The organism is Virgisporangium aliadipatigenens (assembly GCF_016863615.1).
Lineage (GTDB): Bacteria > Actinomycetota > Actinomycetes > Mycobacteriales > Micromonosporaceae > Virgisporangium > Virgisporangium aliadipatigenens.
Map to the genome: position 1 here is coordinate 84,939 of NZ_BOPF01000035.1, position 14,400 is coordinate 99,338.

11 protein-coding genes and 1 pseudogene are annotated in these 14,400 nt (G+C 70.8%); 6 read left to right on the forward strand and 6 right to left on the reverse strand.

The annotated features are described in order from the left end of the window. Window positions 1-694: 694 nt before the first annotated feature. The 4 genes from Val02_RS36190 to Val02_RS36205 form a co-directional block, all read right to left on the reverse strand. On the reverse strand, window positions 695-1,633 hold the full coding sequence (locus Val02_RS36190) for a GlxA family transcriptional regulator (protein ID WP_239153604.1): 939 nt from the start codon (window positions 1,631-1,633) through the stop codon (window positions 695-697). Window positions 1,634-1,679: 46 nt separating this feature from the next. After that, window positions 1,680-2,819, reverse strand: a complete 1,140-nt coding sequence (locus Val02_RS36195) for an epoxide hydrolase family protein (protein WP_203903814.1) — start codon at window positions 2,817-2,819, stop codon at window positions 1,680-1,682. 176 nt (window positions 2,820-2,995) lie between these two features. Further along, window positions 2,996-3,247 (reverse strand): hypothetical protein, encoded by a 252-nt coding sequence (locus tag Val02_RS48750; protein WP_373318000.1) that lies wholly within the window; start codon window positions 3,245-3,247, stop codon window positions 2,996-2,998. Window positions 3,248-3,297: 50 nt separating this feature from the next. After that, on the reverse strand, window positions 3,298-3,633 hold the full coding sequence (locus Val02_RS36205) for a hypothetical protein (protein ID WP_203903815.1): 336 nt from the start codon (window positions 3,631-3,633) through the stop codon (window positions 3,298-3,300). Window positions 3,634-3,892: 259 nt separating this feature from the next. On the opposite strand from Val02_RS36205, the gene Val02_RS36210 reads away from it, so the two are divergent. Together Val02_RS36210 and Val02_RS36215 are read left to right on the forward strand one after the other, a co-directional pair. Continuing rightward, window positions 3,893-5,497, forward strand: a complete 1,605-nt coding sequence (locus Val02_RS36210; RefSeq protein WP_203903816.1) for a methyl-accepting chemotaxis protein — start codon at window positions 3,893-3,895, stop codon at window positions 5,495-5,497. Window positions 5,498-5,508: 11 nt separating this feature from the next. Next, a complete protein-coding gene (locus Val02_RS36215) occupies window positions 5,509-6,552 on the forward strand; it encodes a BMP family lipoprotein (protein WP_203903817.1) in 1,044 nt (347 codons plus the stop codon). Window positions 6,553-6,941: 389 nt separating this feature from the next. On the opposite strand, the gene Val02_RS36220 is transcribed toward Val02_RS36215, so the two are convergent. Both Val02_RS36220 and Val02_RS36225 read right to left on the reverse strand, forming a co-directional pair. Then, the gene (locus Val02_RS36220; RefSeq protein WP_203903818.1) at window positions 6,942-7,604 is read right to left on the reverse strand and encodes a response regulator; all 663 of its coding nucleotides are present in this window, start codon (window positions 7,602-7,604) and stop codon (window positions 6,942-6,944) included. After that, on the reverse strand, window positions 7,601-8,914 hold the full coding sequence (locus Val02_RS36225) for a sensor histidine kinase (protein WP_203903819.1): 1,314 nt from the start codon (window positions 8,912-8,914) through the stop codon (window positions 7,601-7,603). Before Val02_RS36225 ends, Val02_RS36220 begins: the two co-directional genes overlap by 4 nt. Window positions 8,915-9,028: 114 nt before the next feature. Between Val02_RS36225 and Val02_RS36230 the strand changes: the two genes are divergently transcribed. The 4 genes and pseudogenes from Val02_RS36230 to Val02_RS47795 form a co-directional block, all read left to right on the forward strand. Next, on the forward strand, window positions 9,029-10,627 hold the full coding sequence (locus Val02_RS36230) for an alpha/beta fold hydrolase (RefSeq protein WP_203903820.1): 1,599 nt from the start codon (window positions 9,029-9,031) through the stop codon (window positions 10,625-10,627). A 198-nt stretch (window positions 10,628-10,825) separates the two neighbouring features. Continuing rightward, the gene (locus Val02_RS36235) at window positions 10,826-11,239 is read left to right on the forward strand and encodes a hypothetical protein (RefSeq protein WP_203903821.1); all 414 of its coding nucleotides are present in this window, start codon (window positions 10,826-10,828) and stop codon (window positions 11,237-11,239) included. 202 nt (window positions 11,240-11,441) lie between these two features. Beyond that, complete coding sequence (locus Val02_RS36240) at window positions 11,442-14,033, forward strand: tetratricopeptide repeat protein (protein ID WP_203903822.1); 2,592 nt, start codon at window positions 11,442-11,444, stop codon at window positions 14,031-14,033. A gap of 150 nt (window positions 14,034-14,183) precedes the next feature. Continuing rightward, window positions 14,184-14,305, forward strand: a pseudogene (locus Val02_RS47795) (transposase); the annotation flags it as partial. Between the last annotated feature and the right edge of the window lie 95 nt (window positions 14,306-14,400).

Sequence of the window (14,400 nt, forward strand, 5' to 3'; positions counted from 1 at the left end):
GTTCGTGGCGGTGCCGTTGTCGACGGCGCCGACGTTGCGCCGGTGCGACCGGAATTCGCTGACGTGGCGATGCGGGCTGCCGCGGCGCACGCGGCCGGGTGTGCGGTGTATTTCCCCGTGGTGCCGCACCGGCAGGGCCGGGCACGGTAGAGGCCGTTACGGCGTCGAGCGATCGGTCGGGTCGTCGTGGGCGACGGTGCGCCGGTGCCGGCGGGCGGTCCGGTCGGGCCGCTGCACGCCGCCCGACCGGTGTGGCGGGGCGGCGTGCTGACGCTGTCGGTGGCGAGGTGTTCGGTGCGTTGCCGGATCAGCGTGCGGAGCTGTTCGACATCGGCGGCACCCTTCCGGGCGTCGTGTCCGTCCACAGTGGACAGTACTGCCCCTTGAGCCGGATGCCGACACCTGGCGCTGGTGACCAGCGGCGCCACCCGGACGGTGCTGAACACCACGGCGCAGACGCCCAGGAACAGCGCGCAGGTGGCCAGCAGCTTCCAGTAGTGGCGCACCCGCACCGGTATCCGGTGAACCAGTCGACTGCGAGGCTCGGCCATCACAGGTCTGTCTGGTCGTAGCCGGTCAGGACGGTCACCCGTTGGCCGCCGGTGCGCTCGCCCAGAGCCGAGATGAGCTGACCCGGTTCATGGCCCTTCTTGAGCTTGACGGTGTACATCAGCTCGCTCAGCGCACCGGCGCTTCACGTACGCGCGAAGCGACGCCGGTAGTCCAGTGGGCTCACCCCCATGTGGCGCTTGAACAGCGCGCGCATGTTGGCGCCCGTGCCCAGCCCGGAGCTCTGCGCGACGGTGTCCATGCCCTCGAGCCCCTGCTCGATCAGGCGGCACGCCAGGCTCACGCGTTCGACGGTGAGCCAGGCCAGCGGGGTGGTGCCGACATCGGCGCGGAACCGCCGGTGCAGGCTGCCGACGCTCATCCGGCCCTGCCGGGCCAGATCGGCCACCGTGATCGCCTCGTCCAGGCGTTGCTGGGCCCACGCCATCACCGTGGTCAGGGACCGGTCCTCGACCGAGGGGATCGGGCGCTCCACGAACTGACGCTGGCCGCCATCGCGGTAGGCCGCGAAGACGAGCCGGCGGCTGATGTGGTTCGCGACCTCGGCACCGTGGTCGCGCCGGACGATGTGCAGCCCGAGATCCAGCGCTGCGGCGCTGCCGGCCGAGGTCAGCACCTCACCGTCGTCGACGAACAGAACATCCGGCTCCAACTTCACGGCCGGGAAGCGCTCCTGGAACTCCGGCGCCAAGGCCCAGTGGGTCGTGGCCCGGCGGCCGTCGAGCAGACCGGCCTCGGCCAGCGTGAACGCACCTGTACACAGACCCACCAGGCGAGCGCCGCGGGCGTGCGCGCGGCGCAGGGCCCCGAGCATCGCCGGCCGGGCCGGCGTCTCGACGTCCGGCCGGTTGGGCACGATCACCGTGTCAGCCTCGTCGATGTCGTCGAGGTTGCCGACCGCGGCGATGCTGAACAACGCGTCGCGCATCGGGGTCGAGGCGCGCGGGGCGACCACGCGCAGGTCGTACAGGTGGAAACCGACCTCGGGCCGGAGCGGGCCGCCGAAGATCTCACACGCACAGCCGACCTCGAAGGGGTTGGACTGCTCGTCGACGACGAGCACGACCCGATGTAAGGATCCTTGCGGCAGCCGCCGCGTCGCAGGAGGTTCATAGCGGGCCGGTGAATGTGCGTATCCTCGCTGCGATGAGCTGTGGTGCTTCTGCGGTGACGAAGTGGCCGCACCGGCCGAGTTCGGCCCAGGTTCGGATGTTCGTGAACAGCCGCTCGGCCAGGGCGCGGGGTGCGTGTTCGATGAGCTGGGTGGTCAGGGTGACGCCGACCGGACACGTGACCCGGTCAGTCGTCCGGAAGGGCACACCGTTGCGGTCCCGGCCGTGGAAGTCGCGATTGGCACCGGCGACACATCCGGTGACCCAGTACAGGGTCAGGGTGTCGAGGAGCGTCCTGGTCAACGGTCCGTCCCAGTCCCACTCCGCACCGGGGGCAAGCGTCCAGTTGTGCCACTTCTCGAACAGCCAGGCGGCCAGCCCGGCCGGGCTGTCGGTCAGGCCGTAGGCGAGGGTGTGCGGACGCGTGCCCAGGATCGCCAGGTAGCCGCCTTCGTCAGCCTCCCACTCATCGCCGTAGGCCAGGTACGCCCGCTCCGGCTCGGTCAGTTCCTCTGCCAGCCGGGCCACCGACGGAATCCCTGGCTCAGTGGTGTGGTAGCCGAGGATCCGTTCCGGCGCGAGTAGCACCATCCTCGCTGCCGAGCCGGCCGCGACATCGTAGCCGTGCACCCAGACCTGTTCCAGGTTCAGCCCGTCGAGCAGTCGCAACAGCAGCACGGCAGTGTCGTAGCTCGACGGCCCGGGGATGCCCGGCGGATCCGACAGCCCATAACCCGGCAGAGACACGGCCACCGCGTCATAGGCGGCTCCGCCGTCACGCGGGAAGGCCAGCAATTCGGCCAGGTCGATCATCTCCAGGAACGAGCTCGGCCAGCCATGCAGGAGCAGGATCGTACCCGCGGGATTCTCGGCACCGACCCGCATGGCGTGCAGGACGTGAGATCCGCAGTCGACCCGAATGTGCTCATGTCGCGCCAGCCGGGCCTCCGTGGCGCGCCAGTCATGCGTGTGCCACAGTGCGGTCAGCCGTTGCAGGTCGGCCAGGCCGGTGCCGTACCGCCACCCGGCGTCGGCGGCATCCGTCGGCCATCGGGTGGCGGCCAGCCGCGCCCGCAGCTCAGCGAGATCCTCGTCCGGCACCCGGATCTGGAATCGTCCCGGTGGCGGCAGGTCCATCAGTCACACTCCAAGCACCACTCGCTGTCTGTCGGAGCAGTTTCGCACTTGCCTCCGAAATCATGTGAGTCGATCCGGTCGCGGGCCGGGTCGGGCGCGATCTTGCCGCGCGGCGGCCGCCGAATGATCCGCCGGGCTAGGTCCTGTCTCGTGGATCACGCCGGCCTGCGGCGGACTCAGACGCCGCCCGGCCGCACGCCGGTCACACCCGGATACGACACCGGTATCCGGGCGCGCCCGGCGCACACCCAGCCGACCCCTGAGCCTCGCCTCGGCTCGACGTGATCCACGAGACAGGCCCTAGTCGTCAGCCCCGCCGCGACCAGACGCGCCAGCCGGCGAAACTGAGCCGGCCGCAGCCCGCTGAACGGGTAGATCCACTCCGGATGCGACGCCGAGGGCACCTGCACCACATCATCGTTGAGCATCGTTGCAGCGCGAAGATCACCGGACCATGAGACAGAGCCCGGCCACGCCGCTACCTGTCGTAGCCGCACACGTCGTGCAGCCAGTAGTCGAGATACCCCTCCACGGCCGCCCGGTCGGCGAGATCGAGTGCCAGCCACTCACGTGCCGCCCGTCGCATTTCGGCCCTCGCCTGCTGCCCTTCCTCCGGCTTCAACTCCACCCGGTCGGTGAGGAAGCCCCAGATCAGTTGCATGCCTACAGCCAGTTCACCCGCAGTGCGTCCCGCGTGACCCCACAGCTCCAACCCCGCCTCGTACGGGTCCTCGGCAGTCACAAGCCGCTCCGCCAATGCGGTCACCTGCGTGAGATGCTCCGCCTCCGCGTCATCCCACGCGCGTCCGGTCATGAACGGACCATCGCATCTCACACCCACTCGCGTGCCGATTACGAGCCCTCGTTCAGGTGAAGCCGGTACAACCTCGCCGCCGACTGCACACCCGTCGCGCTGAACGCGCGCGGCATCGGCACGATGAGCGTCGACCGCGGTCGAGCGTTCCGGCGCCACTTCATCGGTATGTGTCCCCGCTCATAGTCGTCCGGTCTTATCTCGCGTGGAACCGGTCCGATGTGCATATCGGCGGGACACACGACGGGGGCGGGCGGTTATGCGGCGGGTCAGAATCGGGGCACGGCTGGCGGGTGCCTTCGTCACCGTCCTCGGGCTACTGGTGCTCGTGGCCGGCGTCGCCTTCACGGCGATCCGCGACCAGCGCCAGACGGCCGCGCAGGTGCGCGGGCTGCAGATCCTCACCACCCAGACGGCGGAGGCCAGGTTCTACGCCACCAGCCTGAACGGCTGGCAGAGCGCGTACATCTACGACATCCACCGGCTGGGCGCCGCGCGTGCCCTCGGCGGCGGCTCGGTCAACCTCAAGGGCTGGCAACAGGAGCGCGAACGGTTCGAGGCATTCCTGCCGACCGTGCGCACCGGCGACATGACCGGGCCGGAGCGGCGCCTGTTCGAGCAGGTGCGCGCCGAGTTCAACGCCTACTTCGCGCTGAACGACAAGGTGAACCAGGCGTTCGCGCCGGGCACCTCCCAGGCGCTGTGGGCCGGTGACCAGCTCGCCATGTACGACAGCTGGAACAGCTACTACCGGATCATGCGGACGATCCAGCAGTTGAGCGGCTCGATCGACCATCGTGGCCGGGCGGCCGTCATCGCCTCCGCACGCAACGGGGAGCTGTCCGAACGCGCCGTCCTCGCCGGCACGCTGCTGGCGCTGCTGCTCGGCGTCGCACTGGCCGCCATCGTCACGCGCAGCATCGTCCGGCCCGTCGCGGCGGCCCGGGACGCCCTGCGCCGCGTCGCGCAACGCGACCTCGACGTGCAGCTGCCCACCGCGGGCAACGACGAGCCGGCGCAGATGGCGCTCGCGCTGGAGGACGCCCTGGGCGCGATCCGCGCGGTCGTGGTCGACGTCGCCGCGCAGGCCGACGTGCTCGCCCGCACCTCGGGTGAACTGGACGAGGTCGCCGGCACCTTCGCGGCGAGCGCGGTCGAGACCTCCGCGCAGGCCGGCACGGTCGCCGAGGCATCCCAGGAGGTCAGCCGCAACGTGCGGACCGTCGCGGCCGGCACCGAGGAGATGGGACAGGCGCTGCGCCAGGTCGCCCGCAACGCCTCGGACGCCTCACGGGTGGCCGCCGAGGCGGTCGGCGCCGTGGAGGCGGCCGGCGCCACCGTGAACAGCCTGGGCGTCTCCTCGGCGAAGATCGGCGACGTCGTGCAGCTCATCACGTCGATCGCGGCGCAGACCAACCTGCTCGCGCTCAACGCCACCATCGAGGCCGCCCGCGCCGGTGAGCAGGGCAAGGGCTTCGCGGTCGTTGCCGGCGAGGTCAAGGAGCTGGCCCAGGAGACCGCCCGCGCCACCGAGGACATCGGCCGCCTGGTGCAGGCCATCCAGGACGACGGCGGGCAGGCGGTGGACGCCATCGGCCGGTTCCGGGATCTCATCACCCGGATGAACGACTACCAGGCCATCGTCGTCGAGGCGGTCGAGGCGCAGACGGCGACCTCCGACGAGGTGAACCTGAACGTGGCCGGGGCCGCGGCCGGAGCCGGGCAGATCGCCGACAACATCGGCGCGGTCGCCGCCTCGGCGTCGCGGGCGAGCGCGGACGTCACCCGCTCCCGGCAGGCCGCCGCCGAGCTCGCCCGGATGTCGCGACAACTGCGCGAAGCCGTCGGTCAGTTCCGGTACTGAGAGGGAACGTCATGCGCTTGAGAAGGACGGCCGCCGCCGTCGCCACCGCGCTGGTGCTGGCCGGCTGCGGCACCGCCACGAACGACTCCCTCGCCGGCCCGGTCAGCGCCGGCCTCGGTACCGAGGAGATACGCGTCGGGCTCGCCTTCGACTCGGGCGGCCGCGGCGACAAGAGCTTCAACGACGCCGCCGCGGCGGGGCTCGACCTCGCCGTGAACGAACTGGGCGTCGCCGCCACCGAGGCCGCCCCGAAGGCGGACACCGACCCCGAACGCACCGAGGTGCTGCGCGCGCTGGCCAAGGCGGGCAACAACCCGGTGATCGCGGTCGGCTTCCTGTACGGCTCCGCGCTGAGGACGGTGGCCGCGGAGTTCCCGAAGACCACTTTCGCGATCGTTGACGACGACTCGTTCGCGGCGCCGAACGTCGTCTCCCTGGTCTTCGCCGAGGAGCAGGGCTCCTACCTGGTCGGGGTCGCCGCGGCGCTGCGTTCGCGCACCGATCGGATCGGGTTCATCGGCGGTGTGCGCAATCCGCTGCTGCAGAAGTTCGAGGCGGGGTTCGCGGCCGGGGCGCGGCGGGTCAAGCCGGGCATCGTGGTCGACGTCAACTACCTGAGCGTGCCGCCGGACTTCAGCGGGTTCGGCGTGCCGGACCGGGCCCGCGGCGTGGCCGCCGGCATGCTGGCCGCCGGGGTGGACATCGTCTACGCGGCGGCCGGGGGCTCCGGTGCCGGTGCGCTGCAGGCGGTGGCCGCGGTCGACGGGGCCGCGTTCGTCGGCGTCGACTCCGACCAGTACCTGAGCGTGGACGCCGCCGTGCGGCCGGTGGTGCTGACCTCGATGATCAAGCGCGTGGACAACGCGGTGTTCCAGGAGATCCAGGGCTTCATCAAGGGCGATCGCGCCGGCGGGGTGAAGCGGTTCGACCTCAAGATAGACGGGGTGGGGTACGCCGGGTCCAACGAGACGGCCATCGTGCCGCTGCGGGCCCAGCTGGAGGCGGCGCGCCAGCAGTTGATCGACGGCACGGTCGTCGCGCCGGCGACGCCTTGATAGGACTGTCGGTAGCGGGCGTTCAACGACTCGATCGCGTTCGTACCCGGTATGAAAGGCGGAAGGTCGCCCGGGTGGTGGTGTCGAACCCGGTGAAGACGTGTGGTTGCCGACGAGCGCACCCACGGGCTGAGGCGGCAGGTGAGCCGGCGGGCGCATCTGGTGCGGCAGCGGACGCGGATCAAAAACCCGGTCCATGCGGTCCTGGCCCGCAACCTCGCAAACAACGACGCGCCTGTCGGGATCGGTGGGATACGGGACGCCGCCGGCGATCCCGCACGTGATCGCGCACTCCATGTCCGGACAGCTGTGGAACAGGTCGACGCAGACCGCGTTCACGAAACCGTCCACGCCAACTGGATGGCGGCCAGCCCACACCCGCTACCTGCTCAGCCGGAGCCGGCCCGCACCAACCCGCACTCGTATGCGAACACCACCGCCTGCACCCGGTCCCGCACGCCGAGCTTGGCCAGCACCCGGCTGACGTACGTCTTGACCGTGCCCTCCGACAGGTACAGCCGGCCGGCGATCTCACTGTTGGACAGGCCCCTGGCGACGAGGCCGAGCACCTCGCGTTCGCGCCCGGTCAGAGTGTCCAGCACGGCGGTGTCGGCGACCGCCGAACCGGTGTCGGCGTAGCGTTCCAGCAGCCGGCGCGTGACGCTCGGCGCCACCACGGCGTCCCCGCGCGCGACGACCCGGATGGCTGAGAGCAGGTCCGCGGCGAGCGTGTCCTTGAGCAGAAAGCCGCTGGCACCGGCCTGCACGGCGGCGAAGACGTACTCGTCGAGGTCGAACGTCGTCAGGATCAGGACCCGGGTCTGGCGTACCGCGTTCTCGGCGCAGATGCGTCGGGTCGCGTCGACCCCGTCGAGCCCGGGCATCCGCACGTCCATCAGCACCACGTCGGGACGTAGGTCGAGCGCGAGCCGCACCGCCTGGGCGCCGTCGCCTGCCTCCCCGACGACCCGCATGTCGTCCGCGTTCTCCAGGATCATGCGGAACCCGGTGCGGACCAGGACCTGGTCGTCGGCCAGGAGCAGGTCGATCATCGGGGGCCGCCGCGCAGCGGAAGCACCGCCCGGATCCCGAAACCGCTCGCGCGCCGCCCGGCCTCGAACGAGCCGCCGAGGAGCCGGATCCGCTCCCGCATGCCGCGCAACCCGTTACCGCCGCCCGGATCGGCGCCGAGCCGGATCACTTCCGTCCCGTCGTCGGTCACCGCTATCTCCACGCTCTCGTCCGTATAGGAGAGAACGACCTCCGCCCGCGCGTCGGCGCCGCCGTGCTTCATCGTGTTGGTCAACGCCTCCTGAACGATGCGGTACACCGAAAGGTCCACAGTGGACGGTAACGGCACCGGATCACCGGTTACGTGCAGCCGCACCGGCGTGCCCGCCTCGCGCACTTGGTCGAGCAGCGCGGGCAACGCGGCCAGCCCCGGCTGCGGGCGCCAGGCGTCGTCGACCTGGTCCACCGTGGCGAGCACGCGACGCATGTCGGTCAGCGAGTCGCGTCCCGTCTTGACGATCGCCTCGAGCGCGGTGCGGGTCGCTTCGGGCCGCTTCTCCAGCGCGGCGGCGGCGCCCTGGGCCTGGATCACCATCACCGACAGGCCGTGCGCCACCACGTCGTGCAGCTCGCGGCTGAGCCGGCTGCGTTCGGCCGCCACGGCCAGGGCCGCCTGCTGGTCCGCCTGGCGTTCGAGGTCGGCGGCATGGGCGTGCAGTTCGTCCAGGTGCGCCCGCCGGCTGCGCGCACCGGACCCGATGGCCCACGAGGCGATGAGGGTGATGATGAGCGCCGGCAGGTCGTTCCACTCGATGCCCGAGATGTTGCGGACCGCTTTGTCGACCATCGGCTTCGGCAGGTCCGGGCGCGGCGCTTCCGGGGACGGGCGATACAGGTCGGGGCGATCCACGTCGTACCGTTCCGCCTTCGTGGACCCGTCGATCCGGCTCGCGGCGAACCCGCTGGAGGCGGTGGCAAGGGTCAGCAGCACGGCGAGCGCCGCGCCGGATACCCGCCACGAGTACCGCACGGCGACGGTAGCGAGCAGGATCGGCGCGCTCAGGTCGATGGCGGTCAGCTCCACGCGCAGCGCCAGATGGATCACGACGGTCAAGGTGCACAGCACGAGCATCGGCAGCGGCCACCGGCGACGCGCCGCGATGCCGACCGTGGCCACCGTTGTCGCGATCCACCACAGCGACGGCCCGCCGGCCTGCGCGACGTCCTTCGGCTGGCCGGTCCAAGCGATCACCATTAGACACAGCAACAGCACCCCCGCCGCCAGCCCCACGTCCTGGACGGCGGGCCGAGCGGCGACGGCGCGCACGCCGCGGGTCAGTTCTCCGGTCATATCGACCGCAGCATACGGACGCGGCGGCGTACGGAGGATCCGTCGCAGGTCAATTGTTCTGTTACCTCCGGGGACGGACGCGGCCGACGCCGGCCCACCCGCACGGTGAAATCCATGGATACCTTCGATACCCGCACGATCGGCCGCCGGGCCGGTGCCGTGCTGGCCGCGACCCTCCTCGCGGGCGCCGCGCTGGCCGTCGCCGCGCCACCGGCCTCCGCCGGGCAACAGGTGCCCCCGGTCGCCTGGCAGAGCTGTCCGGCGTACTCCGAGGAGACGCTGCGGATGATGGCACCGCAGGAGAGGCAGGCCCAGCTCCGGGAACTGTTGGGCCGGCTGCAATGCGGCACCGTCAGTGTTCCGCTGGACTACCGCATACCCCACGGGCAGCAGATCACCGTGGCGCTGACCCGGCTCAAGGCGCGCGACCAGGCACACCGGCTGGGCAGCATGGCGCTGAACCCGGGTGGCCCCGGCGGCAGCGGCTACCTGATGCCGGTCGACGTGCTGATGCGCGGCGACTCGACCGCCGGGCTCAACGAGCACTACGACCTGATCGGCTTCGATCCGCGAGGCGTCGGCTACAGCACCAAGGTGAACTGCGCACCGGGCGAGCGCGTCGAGGCGCCCGCGCCCGGGCCGTTGACCGAGGCGGCCGCACGCCGCATCTACGACGCACAGGTCGCCGAGCTGCGCGCCTGCGGGCGTTCCGATCCGGCGTTCCTCGGCCGGCTTACGACCGCCAACGTGGCGCGGGACCTGGACCGGATCAGGGCCGGGCTCGGCGAGTCCCGGCTGCACTTCCTGGGGATCTCGTGGGGCACCTGGCTCGGCGTCGTCTACCGCACGCTCTTCCCGCAGCAGGTCGGCCGCATGTTCCTGGACAGCGTCGCCATTCCGCGCTTCGACATCCCGGCCTTCGAGAAGGGTCGCCTCGAAGCGGGTGAACGCAATGCCGCCGTGCGGCTGACCGCATGGCTGGCCGCCAACAACGACACCTACGGGCTGGGCGCCACCGCCGATGAGGTACGGGCGACGATCATCGCGCTGCGCGCCTCGTACGACGCGAACCCGCGCCGGTTCACCGATCTGGAGGAGCCGATCGACGGCCGGTTCATCGCGACGGCCGCCGCCCAGAGCGCGCCGGTGTGGCCGCTCGTGGGCCAGATCCTCAAGGAGCTGCGCGAGGCGACCGGGCCGACCGCACCGCCGACCGTCAAGGAGGTGCTCGGCGACGACGGGCCGGGTCAGGCACCGCCGGCCGACGCCCCGGAACGCCAGAACCGGACCATGAACAAGGCCGCGTTCTGCAACGAGGATCCGAGCCGCGCCGACTTCGACACCGCATGGGCCACGTACCAGCGCAACCTCGCGCAGAACCCGTTGACCGGACGGACCCTGCGGTTCTCGGCCGGCTGCGCCGGCTGGCCGCTGCCGGTGCAGGCGTTCCGGATCAAGCCGGGCGGCGGCTCGCTCGTACTGTCCGGGCACCGCTGGGAGACGCCGTCGCCGTACGAGTGGACGCTGCAGACGCGAACCATCGTCGGGGGCCGGGTGTACACAGTGGACGATGATGTGCACGGCTCCGCGCTGCGGGAGTGCACGGGAGACATCATCGGCTTCTTCGACACCGGCCGCATCGACGGTGGCTGTACGGGTGTACCGGTTCCGTCAGGGCCGGTGGCCGTGGCGAGGACGTTCGACGCCGTCTGATGTCCGGGCGACCGCCGGGGTGGGTGCATCCCGCTCCGGCGGTCCCGCGCAGGGACACTGTCCCGATGAAGCTCGCCGATGCCACCTGGCGGTCACTATCCTTCACCGGTTGTCGCGCATCCTAAATCGTTCGGAATTCGCCGCGGCTCCCCACGTTGCCCACACGATCGTCGTAGGACATCGAGAGGGGAGAGTGTCTTGAGCAAGCTCATGCGGGTCATGGTGGCCGTGACCGCGCTCGCCGGCATCATGCTGGTAGGGCAACCGGCCGGCGCCGCCGCGGCGGCCCAGCGGTCGTGCTCGGTGGCGCCGAGCAACAAATGGGGATGTAGCACCGGGTCCATGTGGCTCGCCGCCGGCGCCAATCCGCACGCCGCCACGCTGAACATCTACTCGCCGGGCACGCCCAACCCGCCCGGGGACGAGGCGGATCCGCCCAGCTCATTCCTCATCATCCGCAATGTGGACACCGGCGCTGAGGTTCTCCGCGACTACCGGTACCGCAGCGCCGAGCACGTCGTCTGGCTGATCATCGGTCAGTCCGGGAACTACCGGGCCGAACTCCACTGCCCATATGGCTGCGCGGGAGCCACGCTCTACTTCGACAGCTGACCTGTATCGACGAGTGAGCGCCCGGCCTCGCCCGAGAGGGTCGGCCGGGCGACGTCGTGCACGGCGTTGCCCGCGTGTCGGGCCACGCTGATGGTGCTGGGTCTGAACCGGCAGGGCCGCGCACGAAGCTTTGAGATCCATACCGGCAACTGTCTGATGGGCGACCTCCGGCCGCGGTGATGGCCCGCTAGTGTCCGACCCGATGTTGAACGTCGGGGGATCCGGTGAGCACGACGGGCACAGCGTTCATGGGCTGCCGGATCCGGCTCAGGCAGGAGATCTGGACCAGCTCACTGAGCTGCTGCGCTTCCTGAAGATCTGGGCCGGTGACCCGTCCTACGAGACGATCAAGGATCGGGTCAACGAGTCGTGGACGGCGGCCGGGCGGCCGGCCGGCGAACTGGTGAGCAAATCCACCGTCGCCTACTGCTTCCAGCCGAACCGGCGTCGCCTCAACACCGACCTGGTGATCGCGGTGGTTCACGCGCTGCACCCCGACGTCGGGTACGTGACGGCGTGGCGTCAGGCGTTGCGGGTAATCGGCGGGGAGATCGCGGCAGTGTCCCGGGTCCGGGTCCAGGACAGCCTGCCGCAGGATTTGGCCGGTTTCACCGGACGCGCCCGCGAACTCGACCGGCTCCGCCACGCGGCACACGGCGGAGAGGCGGTGGTGATCTCGGCGATCGAGGGGATGGCCGGGGTCGGCAAGACCCAACTCGCCGTGCACGCCGGACACCTGCTCCACCGGGAGCAACCGTTCGAGCGGGTGTTGTTCGTCAACCTGCGCGGCTTCGATCCCGACCCGACCCAACCGCCGGCCGACCCGGCTGCGGTTCTGGAAGGGTTCCTGCGCCTGCTCGGGATGCCCGGCCAGCAGATACCGCACACCCTCGACGCGCGTGCCGCCGCCTACCGCGACCGTCTCGCTGGCATCCGCGCCTTGGTGGTGCTGGACAACGCCGCCACTGTCGAGCAGGTCCGCCCGCTGCTGCCGGCCACACCGGGCTGTCTGACCCTGGTCACCAGCCGGCGCAGCCTGGCCGACCTGCACCCGGCCACTCACCTGTCCGTAGACGTGTTCACCCCCGCCGAGGCCCTGGCCTTCCTGGCTCAGGCCGTAAGCGACGTTCCCGTCGGTCAAGATCCGCACGCCGCGGCCCGGATCGCCCAGCGCTGCGGCTACCTGCCCCTGGCCCTGAGCCTGATCGCCGGGCACATCCGCAACACACCCGGCTGGACGCTGACCGACCACGCCGACCGGCTCGACGAACGCCATCACGACCGACGCCTGGACACCGGCGTCGAACTCGCGGTGAATCTGTCCTACCGGCATCTGCCCACGCAGCGGCGACGACTGCTCCGACTGGCGGCACTGCATCCCGGGCAGGACTTCGACGCCTATGCCGCCGCGGCCCTCGCCGACACCGACCTGCCCACCGCCCAGGAGCATCTGCGCCACTTGAACCGCGACCACCTCCTGCAGCAGAGCACACCCGGCCGGTACACCTTCCACGACCTGGTCCACGCCTACGCCGCCATCCGGGCCACCGACGAGGATCGCCCACCCGAGCGCCGCGCCGCACTGACCCGCCTGTTCGACCACTACCTCGCCACCGCCGGCACCGCCATGAACGCTCTGCACCCCGGCGAAGCCCACCGCCGGCCCGCGATCCCGCCGGCCCGCACCGCCGCCCCGGATCTCACCGCCCCGGACACAGCCCGGAAATGGTTGGACACCGAACGGCCCACCCTGATTGCGGTCGCCGTCCACACCGCTGTCAACGGATGGCCCACCCACACCACCCGACTCGCCCGCACGCTGCACCGATACCTCGAAGGCGGCCACCACGCGGACGCCGTGACCGTGCACAGTCACGCCCACCACGCCGCACGCCACAACGGCGATCCGACCGGACAAGCCCACGCCCTGACCGATCTCGGCGCCGCCCACTATCGGCAGGGCCGATACAGGCCGGCCGTCGAGCACTATCAGCAGGCCCTGGACCTGTTCCGGCAGGCCGGCGACGCAGCCGGCCAGGCCCGCATCATGAACAACCTCGGCCTCGCCACGGTGCAGCTGGGTCACTACGGTACGGCCACCGGCCAATACACGCAGGCCGTGGCCCTGTTCCGGCAGATCGGCGACCGGACCGGCGAAGCCAGTGCGCTGAACAACCTCGGCTACGTCGAGGGGCGGCTGGGCCGCCACCGGTCGGCCGTCGAGTACTACGAGCAGGCCCTGGCCCTGTTCCGGCAGGCCGATGACCGGGCCGGCGAAGCCGGCATGCTGATCAGCCTCGGCGAGGTCGAAGTACGGTCGGGCCGGTACGAGCCGGCCGGCAAACACCTGCGGCAGGCCCTGACCCTGCAGCGCCAACTCGGCAACCACACGGGCGAAGCCTGGGCGCTGGACAGCCTCGGCATTCTCTTCACCCGCCTCGGCCAGCCCGACCGGGCCACCGAACACCACCAGCAGGCCCTGACCCGCTTCCGCGACACCGGGAATCGGTACGGCGAAGCCTGGGCGCTCAACGGCCTCGGCGAAGCCGCCTACACCGCCGGCCGCCACACCGCCGCCATCACTCACCACACCGCCGCCCACACCATCGCCGTCGACACCAGCGACCGCGAGCAGCAGGCCCGTGCCCACACCGGACTCGGCCACGCCCACCACACCCTCGGCAACCGCGCCCCCGCCCGCGAGCACTACCAGCACGCCCTCGCCCTTTACACCGACCTCGGACTGCCCGAGGCTGACCAGGTTCGGGTCCACCTCTCCGCCCTTCGTAGCTGAGCCGCAACGGCCTGGCAGTACCGCGGTAGCCGTGACCGTCGGCGAGCAGCCGCAGCACCTCCAACTCGCGGGCGCCGAGCACGTTCACCGCAACATCGATCACCCGATAGCTCCGTCCCGTCATCGCCGGTCCAGCACCGGAGGTCCGTCCTGACCGACGCGCAATGGGCGACCCTCGCCCCGCTACTGCCTGCGCAGTCGGGCAGAGGCCGGCCGCCGAAATGGACAGGCGGCACCTCATCGACGGGGCCCGATGGCGGATCCGGATCGGTGAGTTCCGTGTGCACGACCAGGACGGCGAGATAACCGATCACGTGTAGCTCTCGAAGACCTGCATCTGTCGCTGCCGACCGTCTCCGTGTGCCGT

Coding starts and splice junctions, on each gene's coding strand:
- Val02_RS36240 (WP_203903822.1), top strand. CDS start 11,442: ATGTTGAACGTCGGGGGATCCGGTGAGCACGACGGGCACAGCGTTCAT.
- Val02_RS36225 (WP_203903819.1), bottom strand. CDS start 8,914: ATGACCGGAGAACTGACCCGCGGCGTGCGCGCCGTCGCCGCTCGGCCC.
- Val02_RS36210 (WP_203903816.1), top strand. CDS start 3,893: ATGCGGCGGGTCAGAATCGGGGCACGGCTGGCGGGTGCCTTCGTCACC.
- Val02_RS36215 (WP_203903817.1), top strand. CDS start 5,509: ATGCGCTTGAGAAGGACGGCCGCCGCCGTCGCCACCGCGCTGGTGCTG.
- Val02_RS36220 (WP_203903818.1), bottom strand. CDS start 7,604: ATGATCGACCTGCTCCTGGCCGACGACCAGGTCCTGGTCCGCACCGGG.
- Val02_RS48750 (WP_373318000.1), bottom strand. CDS start 3,247: ATGCTCAACGATGATGTGGTGCAGGTGCCCTCGGCGTCGCATCCGGAG.
- Val02_RS36195 (WP_203903814.1), bottom strand. CDS start 2,819: ATGGACCTGCCGCCACCGGGACGATTCCAGATCCGGGTGCCGGACGAG.
- Val02_RS36205 (WP_203903815.1), bottom strand. CDS start 3,633: ATGACCGGACGCGCGTGGGATGACGCGGAGGCGGAGCATCTCACGCAG.
- Val02_RS36230 (WP_203903820.1), top strand. CDS start 9,029: ATGGATACCTTCGATACCCGCACGATCGGCCGCCGGGCCGGTGCCGTG.